The 18,902-nt window shown below is 58.8% G+C and carries 18 protein-coding genes and 1 pseudogene; 14 read left to right on the top strand and 5 right to left on the bottom strand.

Going from position 1 to position 18,902, the window contains the following annotated elements; all coding sequences use genetic code 11:
* The first annotated feature begins 29 nt into the window (after positions 1-29).
* The 6 genes from odhB (at position 30) to FJD34_RS21910 (ending at position 7,711) form a co-directional block, all read left to right on the top strand.
* The gene (gene odhB, locus FJD34_RS21935; RefSeq protein WP_032859178.1) at positions 30-1,253 is read left to right on the top strand and encodes a 2-oxoglutarate dehydrogenase complex dihydrolipoyllysine-residue succinyltransferase; all 1,224 of its coding nucleotides are present in this window, start codon (positions 30-32) and stop codon (positions 1,251-1,253) included.
* A gap of 97 nt (positions 1,254-1,350) precedes the next feature.
* The gene (gene lpdA, locus FJD34_RS21930; RefSeq protein WP_032859179.1) at positions 1,351-2,787 is read left to right on the top strand and encodes a dihydrolipoyl dehydrogenase; all 1,437 of its coding nucleotides are present in this window, start codon (positions 1,351-1,353) and stop codon (positions 2,785-2,787) included.
* A gap of 204 nt (positions 2,788-2,991) precedes the next feature.
* A complete protein-coding gene (gene sucC / locus FJD34_RS21925; RefSeq protein ID WP_003233235.1) occupies positions 2,992-4,158 on the top strand; it encodes an ADP-forming succinate--CoA ligase subunit beta in 1,167 nt (388 codons plus the stop codon).
* Positions 4,158-5,039, top strand: coding sequence for a succinate--CoA ligase subunit alpha (sucD, locus tag FJD34_RS21920; protein WP_032859181.1), 882 nt, complete (start codon positions 4,158-4,160; stop codon positions 5,037-5,039). Before sucC ends, sucD begins: the two co-directional genes overlap by 1 nt.
* Positions 5,040-5,455: 416 nt before the next feature.
* Positions 5,456-6,769: a branched-chain amino acid transport system II carrier protein gene (gene brnQ, locus FJD34_RS21915; RefSeq protein WP_065943512.1), complete on the top strand. Its 1,314-nt coding sequence runs from the start codon at positions 5,456-5,458 to the stop codon at positions 6,767-6,769.
* A 201-nt stretch (positions 6,770-6,970) separates the two neighbouring features.
* Positions 6,971-7,711 (top strand): DUF599 domain-containing protein, encoded by a 741-nt coding sequence (locus FJD34_RS21910; protein WP_032859185.1) that lies wholly within the window; start codon positions 6,971-6,973, stop codon positions 7,709-7,711.
* 124 nt (positions 7,712-7,835) lie between these two features.
* Here the strand turns inward: FJD34_RS21910 and FJD34_RS21905 are convergent, their stop codons facing one another.
* Positions 7,836-8,087: a hypothetical protein gene (locus tag FJD34_RS21905; protein ID WP_032859653.1), complete on the bottom strand. Its 252-nt coding sequence runs from the start codon at positions 8,085-8,087 to the stop codon at positions 7,836-7,838.
* Between the two features lie 158 nt (positions 8,088-8,245).
* On the opposite strand from FJD34_RS21905, the gene FJD34_RS21900 reads away from it, so the two are divergent.
* The 4 genes from FJD34_RS21900 (at position 8,246) to FJD34_RS21885 (ending at position 12,093) form a co-directional block, all read left to right on the top strand.
* Positions 8,246-8,722, top strand: a complete 477-nt coding sequence (locus FJD34_RS21900; RefSeq protein ID WP_032859187.1) for a PaaI family thioesterase — start codon at positions 8,246-8,248, stop codon at positions 8,720-8,722.
* Positions 8,719-9,183, top strand: a complete 465-nt coding sequence (locus tag FJD34_RS21895; protein WP_032859188.1) for a PaaI family thioesterase — start codon at positions 8,719-8,721, stop codon at positions 9,181-9,183. The genes FJD34_RS21900 and FJD34_RS21895 overlap by 4 nt, the downstream gene beginning before the upstream one ends.
* An 89-nt stretch (positions 9,184-9,272) precedes the next feature.
* Entirely contained in the window at positions 9,273-11,177 is a 1,905-nt protein-coding gene (gene htpG, locus FJD34_RS21890) for a molecular chaperone HtpG (protein WP_032859654.1), read from the top strand.
* A gap of 187 nt (positions 11,178-11,364) precedes the next feature.
* Entirely contained in the window at positions 11,365-12,093 is a 729-nt protein-coding gene (locus FJD34_RS21885) for a dienelactone hydrolase family protein (protein ID WP_032859191.1), read from the top strand.
* Between the two features lie 46 nt (positions 12,094-12,139).
* Here FJD34_RS21885 and FJD34_RS21880 read toward each other — a convergent pair whose 3' ends face one another.
* Both FJD34_RS21880 and FJD34_RS21875 read right to left on the bottom strand, forming a co-directional pair.
* A complete protein-coding gene (locus FJD34_RS21880) occupies positions 12,140-13,006 on the bottom strand; it encodes a pirin family protein (protein WP_032859193.1) in 867 nt (288 codons plus the stop codon).
* Between the two features lie 64 nt (positions 13,007-13,070).
* On the bottom strand, positions 13,071-13,487 hold the full coding sequence (locus tag FJD34_RS21875; protein WP_065943514.1) for an OsmC family protein: 417 nt from the start codon (positions 13,485-13,487) through the stop codon (positions 13,071-13,073).
* A 141-nt stretch (positions 13,488-13,628) separates the two neighbouring features.
* On the opposite strand from FJD34_RS21875, the gene FJD34_RS21870 reads away from it, so the two are divergent.
* The 4 genes and pseudogenes from FJD34_RS21870 to FJD34_RS28910 all read left to right on the top strand — a co-directional run bounded on the left by FJD34_RS21870 (position 13,629) and on the right by FJD34_RS28910 (position 16,930).
* Positions 13,629-14,633 carry an amidohydrolase family protein gene (locus FJD34_RS21870; RefSeq protein ID WP_032859197.1) on the top strand — a complete coding sequence of 335 codons (1,005 nt, stop codon included), beginning with the start codon at positions 13,629-13,631 and terminating at the stop codon, positions 14,631-14,633.
* Positions 14,634-14,700: 67 nt separating this feature from the next.
* Positions 14,701-15,165: a DUF3859 domain-containing protein gene (locus FJD34_RS21865; RefSeq protein ID WP_032859199.1), complete on the top strand. Its 465-nt coding sequence runs from the start codon at positions 14,701-14,703 to the stop codon at positions 15,163-15,165.
* A gap of 88 nt (positions 15,166-15,253) precedes the next feature.
* Positions 15,254-16,075 (top strand): annotated as a pseudogene (locus tag FJD34_RS28915) (MCP four helix bundle domain-containing protein); the annotation flags it as partial.
* Positions 16,067-16,930 carry a methyl-accepting chemotaxis protein gene (locus FJD34_RS28910; RefSeq protein WP_411736499.1) on the top strand — a complete coding sequence of 288 codons (864 nt, stop codon included), beginning with the start codon at positions 16,067-16,069 and terminating at the stop codon, positions 16,928-16,930. The pseudogene FJD34_RS28915 and the gene FJD34_RS28910, both read left to right, overlap by 9 nt.
* 118 nt (positions 16,931-17,048) lie before the next feature.
* Here FJD34_RS28910 and fabB read toward each other — a convergent pair whose 3' ends face one another.
* Together fabB and fabA are read right to left on the bottom strand one after the other, a co-directional pair.
* Entirely contained in the window at positions 17,049-18,269 is a 1,221-nt protein-coding gene (fabB, locus tag FJD34_RS21855) for a beta-ketoacyl-ACP synthase I (protein ID WP_032859205.1), read from the bottom strand.
* Positions 18,270-18,280: 11 nt separating this feature from the next.
* A complete protein-coding gene (gene fabA / locus FJD34_RS21850) occupies positions 18,281-18,796 on the bottom strand; it encodes a 3-hydroxyacyl-[acyl-carrier-protein] dehydratase FabA (RefSeq protein ID WP_032859207.1) in 516 nt (171 codons plus the stop codon).
* Between the last annotated feature and the right edge of the window lie 106 nt (positions 18,797-18,902).

Below are 18,902 nucleotides of genomic sequence, written 5' to 3'. Positions count from 1 at the left end.
TGAAACCGAATTTTAAGGACCCACAGATAATGGCTATCGAAATCAAAGCCCCGTCATTCCCGGAATCGGTTGCCGATGGCACCGTTGCCACCTGGCACAAGAAACCAGGTGAGGCCGTCAAGCGTGACGACCTGATCGTCGACATCGAGACCGACAAGGTTGTACTGGAAGTGTTGGCCGAAGCCGACGGCGTCCTGGGCGCCATCATTGCTGAAGAGGGCGCTACCGTCCTGTCCAACCAGGTACTGGGTTCGATCGAAGCGGGCAGTGCTGCTGCCGCAGCTCCAGCCGCCGCTGCTGCTCCGGCTGCCGCACCTGCTGCTGCCGCTCCGGCTGCGGGTGGTGAAGATCCAATCGCTGCACCGGCTGCGCGTCAGTTGGCTGAAGAAAACGGCATCAACCTGGCTTCCATCAAAGGCACCGGCAAAGACGGCCGTGTGACCAAGGAAGACGTGGTTGCCGCTGTTGAAGCCAAGAAAAACGCCCCGGCTGCCGCACCTGCCAAGGCTGCTGCCCCGGCTGCCGCTGCTCCTGTGTTCGCTGCTGGCGACCGCACCGAGAAGCGCGTACCGATGACCCGCGTGCGTGCCACCGTGGCCAAGCGCCTGGTTGAAGCACAGTCGAACATGGCGATGCTGACCACTTTCAACGAAGTCGACATGACTGAAGTCATGGCCCTGCGTTCGAAGTACAAGGATCTGTTCGAGAAGTCCCACAACGGCGTACGCCTGGGCTTCATGTCGTTCTTCGTGAAAGCGGCCACCGAAGCACTCAAGCGCTTCCCGGCAGTCAACGCTTCCATCGACGGCAGTGACATCGTCTACCACGGCTATGCGGACGTCGGCGTTGCCGTCTCCAGCGACCGTGGCCTGGTGGTACCGGTCCTGCGTAACGCCGAGCTGATGAGCCTGGCTGAAATCGAAGGCGGCATCGCCGGCTTCGGCAAGAAGGCCCGTGACGGCAAGCTGACCATCGACGAGATGACCGGCGGTACCTTCACGATCACCAACGGTGGTACTTTCGGTTCGATGATGTCGACCCCGATCGTCAACCCGCCGCAAGCTGCGATCCTGGGCATGCACAACATCATCCAGCGTCCGATGGCCATCAATGGCCAGGTCGTGATTCGTCCGATGATGTACCTGGCACTGTCCTACGATCACCGCCTGATCGATGGTAAAGAAGCCGTGACTTTCCTGGTGACCATCAAGAACCTGCTGGAAGATCCAGCTCGTCTGCTGCTGGATATCTGATAAAGCGGCCGTGAGCTGCAAGTTTCAAGCTGCAAGCAATTGCAGCCTGGCTTGTGGCTCGGGCTTGAAGCTTTTTTGCTAAAGAGGATTTTTTTTCATGTCGCAGAAATTTGACGTTGTAGTGATTGGTGCGGGCCCTGGCGGCTACGTTGCCGCCATCAAGGCCGCTCAACTGGGCCTCTCGACTGCTTGCATCGAAAAATACACCGACAAGGAAGGCAAACTGGCGCTGGGCGGTACCTGCCTGAACGTTGGCTGCATTCCTTCCAAGGCGCTGCTGGACAGCTCCTGGAAATTCCACGAAGCCCAGGACGGTTTTGCCATCCACGGCATCAACCACGCTGGCGTGACCATGGACGTGCCAGCAATGGTCGGCCGCAAGGCCAACATCGTCAAAGGCCTGACCTCTGGCGTTGCTACCCTGTTCAAGGCCAATGGCGTCACTTCCCTGCAAGGTCACGGCAAACTGCTGGCCGGCAAGAAAGTTGAAATCACCAAGCCAGACGGTTCGACCGAAATCATCGAAGCCGAGAACGTGATCCTGGCTCCAGGTTCGCGTCCGATCGACATTCCACCGGCTCCAGTTGACCAGAACGTGATCGTTGATTCGACCGGCGCCCTGGAATTCCAATCGGTACCAAAACGCCTGGGCGTGATCGGCGCTGGCGTGATCGGCCTGGAACTGGGTTCCGTCTGGTCCCGCCTGGGTTCCGAAGTGACCGTGCTGGAAGCCCTGGACACGTTCCTGCTGGCTGCCGACACTGCGGTGTCCAAAGAAGCGCTGAAAACCCTGACCAAACAAGGTCTGGACATCAAGCTGGGCGCACGCGTGACCGGTTCGAAAGTCAACGGCGAAGAAGTGGTCGTGACCTACACCGACAAGGATGGCGAGCAGACCATCACTTTCGACAAGCTGATTGTTGCCGTTGGTCGCCGTCCAGTGACCACTGATCTGTTGGCAGCTGACAGCGGCGTGACCATCGACGAGCGTGGCTTTGTCCATGTCGACGATCACTGCGCTACCACCGTTCCTGGCGTCTACGCCATCGGTGACGTGGTTCGCGGCATGATGCTGGCGCACAAGGCATCCGAAGAAGGCATCATGGTGGTTGAGCGCATCAAGGGTCACAAGACCCAGATGAACTACGACCTGATCCCTTCGGTTATCTACACCCACCCGGAAATCGCATGGGTCGGCAAGAACGAACAGCAGTTGAAAGCTGAAGGCGTTGAAGTTAACGTCGGCACCTTCCCGTTTGCCGCTTCTGGCCGTGCCATGGCAGCAAACGACACTGGCGGTTTTGTCAAAGTCATCGCTGATGCCAAGACTGACCGCGTATTGGGCGTCCACGTGATTGGCCCAAGCGCTGCAGAACTGGTTCAGCAAGGCGCTATCGGTATGGAATTCGGCACCAGTGCCGAAGACCTGGGCATGATGGTCTTCTCCCATCCGACCCTGTCCGAAGCGTTGCACGAAGCAGCGTTGGCTGTGAATGGCGGCGCCATCCACATCGCCAACCGCAAGAAGCGCTAAGCGAGATAATAAGAAACCACGGCGGAGTTGCCCGTCGTGAGCCTTGCGCGCAAGACTCACCGCGGAATATCCGCTGGACGCAGTCTTGCGCAGCTTTGCCGGCCTTAGGGCGATGAAGCTGGGCAAGCAGCAGTCACAGGTGGCGCGGCACTCATAATGAGCGCAGCGCCGAATGCGCAGTACCTAACGAAGACGGTAAAAAGCATGAATCTTCACGAGTATCAGGGTAAGCAGCTGTTCGCTGAATACGGCCTGCCAGTTTCCAAGGGCTACGCAGTAGACACCCCGGAAGCAGCAGCAGAAGCTTGCGACAAAATCGGCGGCACCGAGTGGGTTGTCAAAGCCCAGGTCCACGCTGGTGGTCGCGGTAAAGCGGGCGGCGTTAAGCTGGTTCGCAGCAAAGAAGACGCCAAGGCCTTCGCACAGCAGTGGCTGGGCAAGCGTCTGGTGACTTACCAGACTGACGCCAATGGCCAGCCAGTCACCAAGATCCTGGTTGAATCGTGCACTGATATCGCTAAAGAGCTGTACCTGGGCGCTGTCGTTGACCGTTCGAGCCGTCGCATCGTGTTCATGGCTTCCACCGAAGGTGGCGTGGACATCGAGAAGATCGCTCACGAAACCCCAGAAAAAATTCTCAAGGCCACTATCGATCCACTGGTTGGCGCTCAGCCATTCCAGGGTCGCGAGCTGGCTTTCCAGCTGGGTCTGGAAGGCAAGCAAGTTGCCCAGTTCGCCAAGATCTTCGTTGGTCTGGCCAAACTGTTCCAGGATCACGATCTGGCCCTGCTGGAAGTGAACCCGCTGGTGATCAAGGCTGACGGCGATCTGCATTGCCTCGACGCCAAGATCAACATCGACGCCAACGCCATGTACCGTCAGCCTAAGCTGAAGACTTTCCACGATCCGTCGCAAGACGATCCGCGCGAAGCGCACGCTGCCAAGTTCGAACTGAACTACGTAGCCCTGGAAGGTAACATCGGTTGCATGGTCAACGGTGCTGGCCTGGCCATGGGTACCATGGACATCGTCAACCTGCATGGCGGTAAGCCAGCCAACTTCCTCGACGTAGGCGGTGGTGCTACCAAGGAGCGCGTTACCGAAGCGTTCAAGATCATCCTGTCCGACTCCAACGTCGCTGCAGTACTGGTCAACATCTTCGGCGGCATCGTTCGTTGCGACATGATTGCCGAAGGCATCATCGGTGCAGTGAAAGAAGTCGGCGTGAAAATCCCGGTTGTTGTACGCCTTGAAGGTAACAACGCTGAACTGGGCGCTAAAGTACTGGCAGAAAGCGGTTTGAACATCATCGCTGCTACCAGCCTGACCGACGCTGCTCAACAAGTTGTCAAAGCTGCGGAGGGCAAATAATGAGCGTCCTGATCAATAAAGACACCAAAGTTATCTGCCAGGGTATTACCGGTTCGCAAGGTAGCTTCCACACCCAGCAAGCCATCGAATACGGCACCAAGATGGTTGGCGGCGTAACTCCAGGCAAAGGCGGCACCGAGCACCTGGGCCTGCCAGTGTTCAACACCGTGAAAGATGCTGTTGCTCAAACTGGCGCTACCGCCAGCGTGATCTACGTTCCAGCTCCTTTCTGCAAGGACTCGATCCTGGAAGCAGCATTCGGCGGCATCAAGCTGATCGTTTGCATCACCGAAGGCATTCCTACCCTGGACATGCTGGACGCTAAAGTTAAGTGCGACGAGCTGGGTGTTACCCTGATCGGCCCTAACTGCCCAGGCGTGATCACTCCAGGCGAATGCAAGATCGGCATCATGCCAGGTCACATTCACTTGCCAGGCAAAGTCGGTATCGTTTCCCGTTCCGGCACCCTGACCTACGAAGCTGTGAAGCAGACCACTGACGCCGGTTTCGGTCAGTCGACTTGCGTCGGCATCGGCGGTGACCCGATCCCAGGTTCGAACTTCATCGACATCCTGAAACTGTTCCAGGAAGACCCGAAGACCGAAGCGATCGTCATGATCGGTGAGATCGGCGGTTCGGCTGAAGAAGAAGCGGCTGCCTACATCAAGGCACACGTGACCAAACCGGTTGTTTCCTACATCGCTGGTGTGACTGCCCCTGCGGGCAAGCGCATGGGCCATGCTGGCGCAATCATCTCTGGCGGCAAGGGCACTGCAGACGAGAAGTTTGCTGCCCTGGAAGACGCAGGCGTGAAAACCGTGCGTTCGCTGGCAGACATCGGCAAGGCTTTGTCCGAGCTGACTGGCTGGGCTGTCAAGTAAGCCTCGCGCTTAACTGACGCTTCACCACACAAAGGCCACCTTCGGGTGGCCTTTGTGCTTTCTGCCGGTTGCTGAAGATCAAAATGTGGGAGCGGGCTTGCTCGCGAATGCGGTGTATCAGTTGATGCATTCAGTGCTGACCCAGCGCATTCGCGAGCAAGCCTGCTCCCACAGTGGACTGCATTGCCAAATTAAGTATGAAAACGCGACATTCAAGTGTCGCTTATCGGACAGTCCGCCCCGCAACAGTGCGTTTGTCAGGCAAATTCTGTACGCTAGCCGCCTCTTTATGCGCCCGCATCCCAAAAGGAAGCCGCGTGCTAGACCGGTCGGTCCCCATAAGGGCCGGCAGCATTTCCCTCATCCATAGGGAATCCCTCTCTAAATTCCGATTCAGTAGTGTGGTATTTCCTCAAATGAAAGTGTTGAAAAGCCAGGATATCCTGGCGTTGGGCTTTATGACTTTTGCCCTGTTCGTGGGCGCCGGCAACATCATCTTCCCGCCTATCGTTGGTTTGCAGTCCGGGCCTCATGTCTGGATGGCGGCGTTGGGCTTCCTGATCACCGCCGTGGGTTTGCCGGTGGTTACCGTTATCGCGCTGGCCAAGGTTGGTGGTGGCATGGATGCCTTGAGCAGCCCCATCGGCAAGGTCGCCGGTGGCATCCTGGCTGCAGCGTGCTACCTGGCTGTCGGCCCATTGTTCGCCACGCCACGTACCGCAACGGTTTCGTTCGAAGTAGGCCTGGCGCCATTGACCGGCGAAAGCCCGCTGGCCCTGTTCCTCTACAGTTCGGTGTACTTCCTGCTGGTGTTCTTCATCTCCCTGTATCCAGGGCGTTTGCTGGATACCGTCGGCCGTTTCCTCGCGCCGCTGAAGATCATTGCACTGGCGGTCCTGGGGATCGCAGCCTTCGCCCTGCCTGCGGGTGATATCGGCGTTGCAACGCCTGAATACGTCGCCGCACCGTTCTCCCAGGGCTTTATCAATGGCTACCTGACCATGGATACCCTGGGCGCGCTGGTGTTCGGCATCGTGATCGTTAACGCCATTCGCTCCCGTGGCGTCGAGTCGCCACAGCTGATTACCCGCTACGCGATCATTGCCGGGCTGATTGCCGGCGTGGGCCTGGCGCTGGTCTACGTCAGCCTGTTCCGCCTTGGTTCGGGCAGCCATGAAGTGGCCGCCGGTGCAGCCAATGGCGCAGCGGTATTGCACGCCTACGTGCAACACACCTTCGGTTCCCTGGGCAGCGGTTTTCTTGCGGTGCTGATCTCCCTGGCGTGCCTGGTCACGGCGGTAGGCCTGACCTGTGCCTGCGCCGAGTACTTCAGCCGGGTGTTGCCACTGTCCTACAAGACCCTGGTGGTAATCCTGGCCGCGTTCTCGCTGCTGGTGTCGAACCTGGGCCTGACCAAGCTGATTGCATTCTCGATCCCGGTACTGACCGCCATCTACCCGCCGTGCATCGTTCTGGTGGCCCTGAGCTTCTGCAAGGACTTCTGGCATGAGCATGGCCGCATCCTTGGCCCGGTGATGCTGGTGTCGTTCATCTTCGGCACCATCGACGCTCTCAAGGGCGCTGGCCTGGCCGGTTGGATGCCTGCGCAAATGGCTAACCTGCCATTGAGCGAGCAAGGCCTGGCGTGGCTGGTACCTTGTGTGATTACCCTGGTGGCTGCATTCGGGGTTGACCGCATGCTGGGTAAGCGCAGCGAAGCCATCGCTTAAAGCGATCTGACATACGCTGAAATCGAAATGCCCCGTATCAATCGATCCGGGGCATTTTTTATGGGCGACGAGCAGTGTCTTTTTTCGTGGACTAACGTCGAAGGGGTACGAAATTCCAAAGTTGGAACGCAGAGCAATGTTGGAGCAAGCCCACTCCCACATTGTTCTGCGTTCGCCAGACTCATCGTGTAAAGGACCCGCATGTCGTTCGTTGAAGCCAACCTGATCCACTTGCTTGCCGCGCTCTGGTTTGTCATCTGCTGGGGCGGTTACACCCGCTACGCCAGTTGGAAAGCCCGGGACACTGCCTGCCTTGCCAGTGTGCTGCATCTGTACCGCGAAGACTGGATGCGTCGTATGCTGCTGCGCGACAACCGCATCGCCGATGCCAGCGTGATCGGCAACCTGGAGCGCAACGCTTCGTTCTTCGCCTCCAGCACCCTGATCATCCTTGCCGGTATCCTCACTGTGCTCGGGGCCTCGGAGCGTGCGGTCTCGCTGCTGGCGGATATTCCCATGGTGCAACAGGCGTCCCAGGGCATGTCGGAGATCAAGCTGCTGTGCCTGGCCCTGGTGTTTGTCTATGCCTTCTTTACTTTCAGTTGGTGCATGCGCCAGTACAACTTCGCAGCGATCCTGATTGGCTCGGCGCCGATGGTCGGTGAGCGGCATGTCTCAGAGCAGGAACGCAAGGCGTTTGCCTCGCGGGCGGCGCGGGTGATTTCCATGGCCGCCAACCAGTTCAACTTCGGCCTGCGTTCCTATTACTTCGGCATGACCATGCTCGCCTGGTTTGTCAGCCCCTGGCTGTTCATGCTGATGAGCAGCGGGGTGGTGCTGGTGCTGTACCGGCGGGAATTTCATTCCGATGTTCTGGAAGTCATGGTTTATACCCCGACAGAGGCACCTTTGCCTGAGGCAAATAAAGAGGCCGCTTCCTGACTAGATCGTTTATTACGGCTGCTTAGTCCGGCTTTCCGGTTTGGCTGCTCACAAAAACAGCGCACAAAGTAAAGCCCGCTATTAAGCGGGCTTTCTTTTGCAACATGGTATTTAAACCGCGGTATCAGGAACCGCTTGCAGGTGTAGCTGGAGCATTTTCTTTAGCCGCGGCTGCGTCAGATTCAGCTTGGGCTTTGGCGGCTTCGGCGTTTTCTTTTGCAGCGTCGTTCACTTTATCCTGAGCTTCGCTCATTTTTTCCTGAGCTTGTTCAGCATGCTGAGTGGCATCCTGAGCTTTGTCCTCGGATTTCTTATCGCAGGCAGCGAGGCCAAGGGCGGCAGCCAACATCAAGGAAACAGCGAAAGTCTTGCGCATGGGGTGTTTCTCCTTATTGAAGATATCTACTGGCCTTTCGAGCATGGGGTGCCTGTATTAGTTCCTTTAATCCCACAGATATATAAGCCGTTTCTCCAAGGAACTTTCTTCCGGGGTACTTGTTTCGCCGGATCACTACTAATAAGAGTCTTTATCGAATGACCGATAACCCCCTTTTAGAGCGTGCCGCACGTTTTGTCTCAGCCCTGCGTCACTGTCAGGTACTGGGTATCGAGGTGCATGACGCGAGCGCGGACGGCATGACCTTGCTCTTGCCGTATAGCCCGCAGATCGTTGGCGATCCGCAAACCGGGATCATTCATGGTGGCGCCTTGACCTCGTTGATGGACACGGCCTGCGGCATGGCCACCTTGTGTGTGCTGCCGGAATTTGAAGTGTGCCCCACCCTGGATTTGCGCATCGATTACATGCACCCGGCCGAGCCGCACAAGCCGGTGTTCGGGTTTGCCCAATGCTACCGGGTGACCACTGATGTGATTTTTACCCGTGGTTTTGCTTATCAGGATGACCCCGAGCAACCGATTGCCCATGTGGTGGGCACATTCATGCGCATGGGCAAGCGTTTGAAGGGCACACGGGGATTTGGCAGCAGCATCAAGGGAGAACAGGCATGACACACCAATTCAAGACCCGCATGGAGCAGGCCCACCAGCGCGGCGACTACAAGGCGCTACTCGACCTGATCCCCTATGCCCGGTTGATCGGCATCGAATGCACGCGCCTGGGGGATGAGTTGCTGTTTCGCATGCCTGCCAACAAGGACAATATTGGTAACCCGATATTGCCGGCCATCCATGGGGGCGTCATCGCAGGCTTTATGGAGCTGTCGGCGGCCTTTCATTTATGGGTAGCCACGGAGGCTCCAGGGGTTGAAAGGAGTTTGCCCAAGATCGTCGACTTTTCCCTGGATTACCTGCGGGCCGGGCAGTTTCGCGACACTTACGCCACCTGTCAGGTGTGGCGCCAGGGGCGGCGCGTGGCCAATGTCGCGATCACCGCCTGGCAAAGCACCCCGGCCGAGCCCATTGCCACCGCTCGGGCGCATTTCAAGATTCAGGAGCAGGGCCACCCTTGAAATCCTGGTCTTAGCCCCCAACTTTGATGACAACCCGCCGCCAACCCTTTCGGGGGCGGCCATTGCCATCCAATTGGAGTTTGATGACCATGAGTGTGGAAACTCAAAAGGAAACCCTGGGCTTCCAGACCGAGGTGAAGCAACTGCTGCACCTCATGATCCATTCGCTGTATTCCAACAAGGAAATCTTCCTTCGCGAATTGATCTCGAACGCCTCTGACGCTGTCGACAAATTACGTTTCGAAGCCCTGTCCAAGCCTGAGTTGCTGGAAGGTGGCGCCGAACTGAAAATCCGTGTGAGCTTCGACAAGGACGCCAAGACCGTCACCCTCGAAGACAACGGCATCGGCATGAGCCGTGAGGACGCGATCACCCACCTGGGGACCATCGCCAAATCCGGCACCGCCGATTTCATGAAGAACCTGTCGGGCGACCAGAAAAAAGATTCGCACCTGATCGGCCAGTTCGGCGTGGGCTTCTATTCGGCCTTTATCGTCGCCGACAAGGTTGAAGTGTTCAGCCGCCGTGCCGGCCTCGCTGCTGGCGAAGGCGTGCACTGGTCTTCTAAAGGTGAGGGCGAATTTGAGATCGCCACCATCGATAAGGCCGACCGTGGTACCCGTATCGTGCTGCACCTCAAGGACGGTGAAGACGAATTCGCCGATGGCTGGCGCCTGCGCAATATCATCAAGAAGTACTCCGACCATATCGCGCTGCCAATCGAACTGCCGAAAGAACAAGCGGCAGCCGAAGGCGAAGAGGCTCCAGCCCTGGAATGGGAAGTGGTCAACCGCGCCAGCGCCCTGTGGACCCGTCCTCGCACTGAAGTGAAGGACGAGGAATACCAGGAGTTCTACAAGCACATCGCCCACGACTACGAAAACCCGTTGAGCTGGAGCCACAACAAGGTCGAAGGCAAGCTGGAATACAGCTCGCTGCTCTACGTCCCGGCCCGTGCCCCGTTCGACCTGTACCAGCGTGAAGCGCCCAAAGGCCTGAAGCTGTACGTACAGCGTGTGTTCGTGATGGACCAGGCAGAGTCCTTCCTGCCGCTGTACCTGCGCTTTATCAAGGGCGTGGTCGACTCCAATGACCTGTCGCTGAACGTGTCGCGGGAAATCCTGCAGAAAGACCCGATCATCGACTCGATGAAGTCGGCGCTGACCAAGCGTGTGCTCGACATGCTGGAAAAACTGGCGAAGAACGAGCCTGAGCAATACAAAGGCTTCTGGAAAAACTTTGGCCAGGTCATGAAGGAAGGCCCGGCAGAAGATTTCGCCAACAAGGAAAAAATCGCCGGCCTGTTGCGCTTTGCCTCCACCCAGGGCGAAGACGGCGAGCAGGTTGTGTCCCTGGCCGAGTACCTGGCACGCGCCAAGGAAGGTCAGGACAAGATCTACTACCTGACCGGTGAAACCTACGCCCAGGTCAAGAACAGCCCGCACCTGGAAGTCTTCCGCAAGAAAGGCATCGAAGTGCTGCTGCTCACCGACCGTATCGATGAGTGGCTGATGAGCTACCTCAGCGAGTTCGACGGCAAGAGCTTTGTCGACGTGGCCCGTGGTGACCTGGACCTGGGCAACCTGGATTCGGAAGAGGACAAAAAAGCCGCTGAAGAAGTGGCCAAGTCCAAAGAAGGCCTGGTTGAGCGGATCAAGGCCGCCCTGGGCGATGCTGTCAGCGAAGTGCGGGTTTCCCACCGTCTGACCGACTCCCCGGCGATCCTGGCCATCGGCGAGCAGGACCTGGGCATGCAGATGCGCCAGATCCTTGAAGCCAGTGGGCAGAAGGTGCCGGACTCCAAGCCGATCTTCGAATTCAACCCGGCTCACCCGTTGATCGAGAAACTCGACGGCGAGCAGAGCGAAGAGCGTTTTGGCGACCTGTCGCACATTCTCTTCGACCAGGCGGCGCTGGCCGCAGGGGACAGCCTGAAAGACCCGGCGGCTTATGTACGCCGGCTGAACAAGCTGTTGGTTGAACTGTCGGTTTAACAACGTTGCAAGAAAACCCCGCTTCGGCGGGGTTTTTCGTTCTGGCTCTACTGTAGGAGCGAGCTTGCTCGCGAAAAACGTGAGATCACCGCATTCATTCAGCATTTGCGCGTTATCGTTGACGTTCTTCGCGAGCAAGCTCGCTCCTACAGGGAGCATCGTCAATCCATCTAAATTGGAGAAAATGATGAGCCAAGTCACTGTGCGTTCCGTGGTCTATCAGATTGATGGCCAGCCTTATGAAAGCCGCCTGGCCTTTGATGCCAGTCACAAGGGCCCGCGGCCGGGCTTGCTGATGGCACCGAACTGGATGGGTGTCAGCGCAGGCGCCGAAGAGATTGCCAAGGCCGTGGCCGGCAAGGGCTATGTGGTGCTGATCGCTGATCTGTACGGGCAAACCGTACGCCCGTCCAATGGCGATGAAGCCGGGGCGGCGATGATGCCGTTGAAGAATGACCGTGGGTTGCTGAACAAGCGGATGCAGGCGGCCTTTGAGCAACTGCAAGGCCAGGTCGAAGTCGCTGTCGATACCACGAAACTGGCGACCTTTGGCTTCTGCTTTGGCGGTTGCTGCTCCCTGGAGCTGGCGCGTACCGGGGCGTCGTTGAAGGCTGCGGTGTCGTTCCATGGCACCCTGGACACGCCAAACCCGGCGGACGCGCAGAACATCAAGGGTTCAGTGCTGGTGCTGCATGGCGCTAGCGATCCGTTGGTGCCCAGGGAACAACTGCCTGCATTTGAAGATGAGATGAACGCGGCCGGCGTGGATTGGCAATTACTCAGCTACGGCGGCGCGGTGCATTCGTTCACCGACCCGCAGGCCAATGTGCCAGGCAAGATGATGTATGACGCCAAGACAGCGGGGCGGGCGTTCCAGGCGATGCATAACCTGTTGGATGAAGTGTTCAAGGGCTGAGTCTTCAGCGCCTGTTAGGGCCTTATCGCGGGCTTGCTCGCGATAGCTATTTGACAGGCAACTCAATTCTGCCGGTCTCCCCCGGCACCGTTGGCCAATCCCCTGCCGCCCAACGCTGGCGAGCCTGCTCGATCAACGCCGAGTCACTGGCCACAAAATTCCAGTTGATCCGCCGTGGCCCATCCAGCGGCGCGCCACCGAAGATCACCAGGTGGCATTCTGTCTCGGCAAACAGCGCCATGCTCTGGCCCGCCGGCAACACCGCCAGGCTATGGGCCTCCAGGGGCTCACCGTCCAGTTGCGCATCACCCTGCAGCACATACACCGCGCGCTCGGCATGTTCATCGGGAATTAGCAGGGTGGTGGCCGTCTGCATCTGCACTTCGGCATACAGCGTCGGTGACAGCACCGGTACCGCTGACTCCAGGCAAAACCCATTGCCGGCGATCAGGCGGATGCTTACGCCGAGGTTGTCACTGACCGGCAGGCTCGCCGCCGGGTGATGGCTGTAATGCCCCGGTCCCTGCTCGTGTGCCTTGGGCGACGCCAGCCACACTTGCAGGCCATGCAGGTTGAAACCCTTGGCCTTGAGGGCGTCAGGCGTGCGCTCGACGTGGGCAATCGCGCTGCCGGCAGTCATCCAACTGACGTCACCGGCCTTGACCACCTGATCAGAACCGAGGCTGTCCTTGTGCAGGAGTTCGCCTTCAAACAAGTAGGTCAGTGTCGACAAGCCAATATGCGGATGCTGGCGGATATTCATGCCGCTGCCAGGGGCGTAGCGGGTTTCGAGCATATGGTCGAAGAACACGAAAGGTCCGACGCTGCGGCATTCCCGCGAGGGCAGGGGGCGCAGGATAGGCTGCCCCTCGACATCTTCGGCGCGTGGGCGAATTACGGTCACGGTGGTCATGGTGCATCCCTGTCTGAGCGGGTTAGATGGGTTTGAGCATAACCCGCCCGGCAGGAAATCGGTGTTATTGGCTGAAGGCGCCTTCCGAGAGTCGGGTCTCGATGCTGATCTCGGCGGTGGTCATCAGCTTGTGTACCGGGCACTTGTCGGCCACACGATGCAGTTCATCGCGCTGGGCATCAGTCAGCACGCCCTTGAGGGTCAGCTTGACGTTGAGCTTGTATTTGCCCTTTTGCTCTTCGGTGCTGTCGTGGGTGACTTCCACGGTCACGCCCGTCAGGGGGATATCCTTTTTCTGTGCATACAGCTTGACGGTCAGCGCTTTGCACGAGGCCAGCGCGGCGTCGAAGTAATCGTGGGGCGAAGGCGCCGAGTCGTCGCCACCCAGGCTCTTGGGCAGGTCGGTAAACAGCTCATGCTGATTGATGTTGACGCTGTGTCGAAAGTTGTCGGCATTCAGGGTATTGACGATAACAGGCATGGCAAACCTCGGAAGGTGGCAGGATGAAGGTCATGCAGTTATAGAGCATGCTGGCACTTGAGTGTTCCGCATTTTTTGCGCGGTGAACCCCCGTGCAATGCCTGCGGTCTACCTGACTTGCCCCTGGATTGAGGTTTTATCGTGCCCTGGACCCGCCTGAGTATTGCCCTGTTGCTCGCCGCCAGCAGCCTTGCCGTGCAGGCTCGCGACTATGCCTACAGTGACGCGCACCTGCATTACGTCGATTTCTTCCAGGAGACGGCGGGCATGGACAAGTTACTCAAGGCCATGGCCGATAACCGTATCGAACACGTGATGATTTCCGGCGTCCCGGTGGCGAAGAAATGGCATGAAGACGAACCCAAGCGCCCGCGCTACTACGCCGGCGATGACGCCGATGCCTATTGGTACAGCGCCACCGATGTGATCGTCGCCGCAGCGGTCAACAAGCTGACCCCGCAGCAACGCCAGCATTTTCATCCCTTCTTGAGCGGCTTCAACCCCAATGACAAGAACTCCGAGGCGCATATCCAGCGCATGCTGGACCTCTATCCTGGGCTGTGGCAGGGCATTGGCGAGGTGTTCACCCGTCACGATGACCTGACGGCCCTGACCTCAGGCGATACCCCGCGGGCGAACAACGAGGCGATGACGCGGATCTATCACCTGGCCGCCGAAAACGACCTGCCGGTGCTGGTGCATTCCAATATCACGTCCAAGCGCGAGCGCAATCCCCTGTACCTGGCAGAGATTGAAGCGCCGCTGCGCAATCATCCGCACACTCGGTTCATTTGGGCCCATGCCGGCACCAGCATGGAGATCCACCGTCACCAGACGCAGCTGGATTTCCTGCTGCCCACCTTGAGTCGCATGCTGGAGGCTTATCCCAACCTGTATATCGACCTGTCCTGGAGCATGCTCACGCCTTATCTGCTGGACGAGGCGGGAAAGCCCCGAGCCGAATGGCTGGCGCTGGTAGAGCGCTTTCCGGAGCGCTTTATGCTGGGTTCTGATGTTGTAGGGCGCTTCAACAAGTTGGGTAAGGAAATGCGCAGCTTCAATCCCTTCCTTGATGCTTTGCCGCAAGACGTTGCGCGAAAAGTCGCGCGGGACAATTTCCTGGCGATTTTGCCCAAGCCTCGCTGATCGGGTTTGTCATCGTCCGGTCATACCGGTGTCATAAGCTCCCGCCATCTAATCCAAGGAGCCCACTATGCACCTCACCCGTTTAAGCGCCCTGGCGGCATTGATGATGATCAGCGGCATGGCCAGCGCCGAAGTCCGTATCGAAGGCCCGGTGGAATTCGGCGTGTTTGAAGGCCCGAAAGCCGAGCTGCAGTCGGGCGAGCGCGTGTTGCGCCGCAGCAACGAGCAGATCCAGGCCACCACCGTGGTGCCGGCCAAGCTGGGGACTAAGTTTGGCCTGCGTTACCAGTTGCTTGGCAAGGTCGCCGAAGACACGCCGCTGACCTTGCTCTACTTCACTCCAGGCATCCGCACGGCCGACGGCCAGCGGCATGACAAATTCGAAGTGACCCAGAAGTTGGTGCCTGGCGCGCCTCAGGACGTGATGGCCTACGAGTTCACCGAAAGCCACGAAGTGGTGCCGGGCGAGTGGCGATTCATGGTGTTCCAGGGTGATCGCCTGCTGACCCAGAAGAGCTTTACCGTGCGCTGAATCGCTACAGTTATAGGGTCGGTAGATAAAGGCGTTTTGATATCGCGTTTTCGTCTTACGCAAAAAGTCGAAGACGCCGATACCTTTCATGAGCAACCCGCTGCAGGTGGATGCAGCGCTCTTGAAAGGAATCCGAGCAATGAGTATCAGAAGTCTCAATATCGCTCCTCGTGCAGGCCTGGGTTTTGGATTGTTGGCGTTGATGGTGTTTGTACTGGGCGGGTTCGCCTTGATGCAAATGGCCAACATGCGCGAGCAGTCGGACCAGGTGGAAACCAACTGGCTGCCCAGCGTGATGGCGGCCGGCGAAATGAATCAGGACCTGCTGCGGATACGCGCCTTGACCTTGCGTCTGCTGATTAACCGCGATCCTCAGGCGGTGGCCCAGAATGAACAAAAAATCCTCGATATCAAAAAGCAGCTGCATACCGCACAGAAGCTGTATGAAGCGTTGATTATCCTGCCCGAAGACCAGGTGCTGTTCGACCGCTTCAAGGTTGAGCAGCAACAGTATTTGCAACGCCAGGAGCAGGTCATGGCGTTTTCCCGGCAGAATCAGCTGGAAGACGCGCTCAAGGTGGTCAATGGCGAGATGAATCACCTGGCGGATACCTTGGCCGGTACCCTGGGCGAGTTGGTCATCCTCAACAAGGTCAGCGCCAACCAGGCGGCAGACTTGGCGCAGCAGGTATTCAGCCAGTCGCGGATCTGGGTGATCGGCATGATCGCCATGACCGCGTTGATTACCATCGGTCTGGCCGTCCTGTTGACCCGTAGTATCGTGTTGCCACTGGCGCAGTCGGTGAGGGTCGCCCAGGGAGTGGCCAGCGGCGACTTGACCGGCGAGATCACCGTCAGCGGCAAGGACGAGCCGGCGCGCCTGCAGCAGGCGCTCAAGAGCATGCAGGAAAACCTGCGTGAGACGATCCGGCGCATTTCCGATTCCTCCAACCAACTGGCCTCCGCTTCCGAGGAGCTCAGTTGTGTCACCGAAGACGCTACCCGTGGCCTGCACCAGCAAAGCCAGGAAATCGAACAGGCTGCCACGGCGGTCAATCAGATGACGGCGGCGGTGGAGGAGGTGGCCAGTAATGCGGTGGCCACTTCGCAGGCCTCGCGCGAATCCGATCGCATTGCCCAGCAAGGGCGTGAGCAAGTGCATCAGACGGTGCTGTCGATCGAGTCGCTGGCTGATGACGTGACGGCCAATGCCACCCAGGTCGAGGACTTGGCGCAGAAGGTATACGGCATCAGCAAGGTGTTGGATGTGATTCGCGCAATTGCCGAGCAAACCAATCTGCTGGCGCTTAACGCGGCGATTGAGGCGGCACGGGCTGGTGAGGCCGGGCGCGGGTTTGCGGTGGTCGCTGATGAGGTGCGGGCCCTGGCTCATCGTACTCAGCAATCGACCCAGGAAATCGAGCAGATGATCGGCGGGATCCAGCAGGGCACCGATCAGGCGGTCAACTCGATGCAGCAGAGCAACAGCCGGGCGCGTTCGACCCTGGATATCGCCAAGTCGGCGGGCACCGCGCTGGAGGAAATTGCCTCGGCGTTCACCCTGATCAACGAACGCAACCTGGTGATTGCCAGCGCTTCGGAGCAGCAGGCGGCGGTGGCACGGGAGGTGGATCGCAACCTGATGAACATTCGCGACCTGGCGATGCAGACGTCGGCGGGCGCCAACCAGACCAGTGCGGCGAGCCAGGAGTTGTCGCGGTTGGCGGTGGACCTGAACACCATGGTGGCGCGGTTTTCGGTGTAGGGCTGGAGACCTAAGCTGGCTTGCCTGCGATGAAGACGACTCGGTCTACTGGTAAACCCGCCCAATAAAAAACGCCCCGAACCAGTCGGGGCGTTTTCACATGATCAACCTGCGGGGCTTACTTGCCCTGCCAGCGTTTCAGTACCAGGGTAGCGTTGGTGCCACCGAAGCCGAAGCTGTTGCTCATCACGGTGTTGATGGTTGCATCTTCACGGGTCTTGGTCAGGATCGGCATATCAGCAACGGCTGGATCCAGCTCGTCGATGTTGGCCGAACCCGCCATGAAGTTGCCTTCCATCATCAGCAGGCAGTAGATCGCTTCGTGCACGCCAGCGGCGCCCAGGGAGTGACCCGACAGGCTCTTGGTGGAGCTGATGGCCGGTGCCTTGTCGCCGAATACCGCACGTACGCCTTCCATTTCCTTGGCATCGCCCACTGGAGTGGAGGTGCCGTGGGTGTTCAGGTAGTCGATTGGCGTATCAACGGTGGCCATGGCCATCTGCATGCAACGAATGGCACCTTCGCCGCTTGGCGCAACCATGTCGTAGCCGTCGGAAGTCGCGCCGTAGCCGACGATTTCCGCGTAGATCTTTGCGCCACGGGCCAGGGCGTGTTCCAGCTCCTCGACCACGACCATGCCGCCACCGCCGGCGATGACGAAACCGTCACGCTTGGCGTCGTAGGCACGGGAGGCCTTTTCCGGGGTTTCGTTGTACTGAGTGGACAGCGCGCCCATCGCGTCGAACAGGAACGATTGGCTCCAATGCTCTTCTTCACCGCCACCGGCGAACACGATGTCTTGCTTGCCCAACTGGATCTGTTCGACCGCAGTCCCAATGCAGTGAGCACTGGTGGCGCAGGCGGAGGAGATCGAGTAGTTCACGCCCTTGATCTGGAATGGAGTGGCCAGGCACGCAGAAACGGTGCTGCCCATGGTCCGCGTGACGCGGTACGGGCCGACGCGCTTGACGCCTTTCTCGCGCAGGATGTCCAGCGCTTCCATCTGGTTCAAGGTCGACGCGCCGCCGGAGCCGGCGATCAGGCCGGTACGCACGTTGGACACCTGGTCGTCGCTCAGGCCGGAATCGGCAATCGCGTCTTTCATGGCCAGGTAGGCATAGGCTGCTGCGTGGCCGACGAAGCGATAGATCTTGCGATCGATCAGTTCTTCGAGTGGTAGGTCAATGGAGCCGGAAACCTGGCTACGCAGACCCATTTCGGCATATTCCGGGTTGAAGCGGATGCCAGGGCGACTTGCACGCAGGTTAGCGGTGACGGTCTCTTTGTCATTGCCCAGGCACGAAACGATGCCCAGACCAGTGATAACGACGCGGCGCATGCGGATAACCCTTAAAAGTTGTCAGTGGAAGTGAACACGCCGACCCGAAGGCCTTCGGCAGTGTAGATCTCGCGCCCGTCGACAGTGACCGAACCATCGGCGATGGCCAGGTTCAGCTTGCCCTTGAGGACGCGTTTGATGTGAATGTTGTAGGTGACTTTCTTGGCGGTCGGCAGGACCTGGCCAAAGAACTTCACTTCGCCCGAACCCAGGGCACGCCCGCGGCCCGGCAGGCCTTGCCAGCCCAGGTAGAAACCGACCAGCTGCCACATGGCGTCGAGGCCCAGGCAGCCCGGCATGACCGGATCGCCTTCGAAATGGCAGGCGAAAAACCACAGGTCAGGGGTGATATCCAGCTCGGCGACCAATTCACCTTTGCCGTACTTGCCACCCTCTTCGCTGATATGGGTGATGCGATCCACCATCAGCATGTTCGGGGCGGGCAGTTGCGCGTTACCTGGGCCGAACAGCTCACCGCGACTGCAGCGCAGCAGGTCTTCCCGGGTAAAGGCGTTTTGTTTGGTCATGCGAGCTCCTCAATAATCCCATGCGGCAGGGCCGGGTAAATCTTCCCGACCGACTGAAGCGTGCTTGCCTCACGTCGGCAGCCTACAGGTAGACTATTGCGTTGTA

This window comes from Pseudomonas brenneri (assembly GCF_007858285.1).
In the GTDB taxonomy this organism is placed as follows: domain Bacteria; phylum Pseudomonadota; class Gammaproteobacteria; order Pseudomonadales; family Pseudomonadaceae; genus Aquipseudomonas; species Aquipseudomonas brenneri.
Note: the sequence above shows the minus strand (reverse complement) of the source record. Positions and strands in the feature narration are given on the sequence as shown.

Bases quoted from the DNA above. Each gene is read 5' to 3' on its own strand.
- odhB (WP_032859178.1), top strand. From the start codon at position 30: ATGGCTATCGAAATCAAAGCCCCGTCATTCCCGGAATCGGTTGCCGAT.
- lpdA (WP_032859179.1), top strand. From the start codon at position 1,351: ATGTCGCAGAAATTTGACGTTGTAGTGATTGGTGCGGGCCCTGGCGGC.
- sucC (WP_003233235.1), top strand. From the start codon at position 2,992: ATGAATCTTCACGAGTATCAGGGTAAGCAGCTGTTCGCTGAATACGGC.
- sucD (WP_032859181.1), top strand. From the start codon at position 4,158: ATGAGCGTCCTGATCAATAAAGACACCAAAGTTATCTGCCAGGGTATT.
- brnQ (WP_065943512.1), top strand. From the start codon at position 5,456: ATGAAAGTGTTGAAAAGCCAGGATATCCTGGCGTTGGGCTTTATGACT.
- FJD34_RS21910 (WP_032859185.1), top strand. From the start codon at position 6,971: ATGTCGTTCGTTGAAGCCAACCTGATCCACTTGCTTGCCGCGCTCTGG.
- FJD34_RS21905 (WP_032859653.1), bottom strand. From the start codon at position 8,087: ATGCGCAAGACTTTCGCTGTTTCCTTGATGTTGGCTGCCGCCCTTGGC.
- FJD34_RS21900 (WP_032859187.1), top strand. From the start codon at position 8,246: ATGACCGATAACCCCCTTTTAGAGCGTGCCGCACGTTTTGTCTCAGCC.
- FJD34_RS21895 (WP_032859188.1), top strand. From the start codon at position 8,719: ATGACACACCAATTCAAGACCCGCATGGAGCAGGCCCACCAGCGCGGC.
- htpG (WP_032859654.1), top strand. From the start codon at position 9,273: ATGAGTGTGGAAACTCAAAAGGAAACCCTGGGCTTCCAGACCGAGGTG.
- FJD34_RS21885 (WP_032859191.1), top strand. From the start codon at position 11,365: ATGAGCCAAGTCACTGTGCGTTCCGTGGTCTATCAGATTGATGGCCAG.
- FJD34_RS21880 (WP_032859193.1), bottom strand. From the start codon at position 13,006: ATGACCACCGTGACCGTAATTCGCCCACGCGCCGAAGATGTCGAGGGG.
- FJD34_RS21875 (WP_065943514.1), bottom strand. From the start codon at position 13,487: ATGCCTGTTATCGTCAATACCCTGAATGCCGACAACTTTCGACACAGC.
- FJD34_RS21865 (WP_032859199.1), top strand. From the start codon at position 14,701: ATGCACCTCACCCGTTTAAGCGCCCTGGCGGCATTGATGATGATCAGC.
- FJD34_RS28910 (WP_411736499.1), top strand. From the start codon at position 16,067: ATGCAGGAAAACCTGCGTGAGACGATCCGGCGCATTTCCGATTCCTCC.
- fabB (WP_032859205.1), bottom strand. From the start codon at position 18,269: ATGCGCCGCGTCGTTATCACTGGTCTGGGCATCGTTTCGTGCCTGGGC.
- fabA (WP_032859207.1), bottom strand. From the start codon at position 18,796: ATGACCAAACAAAACGCCTTTACCCGGGAAGACCTGCTGCGCTGCAGT.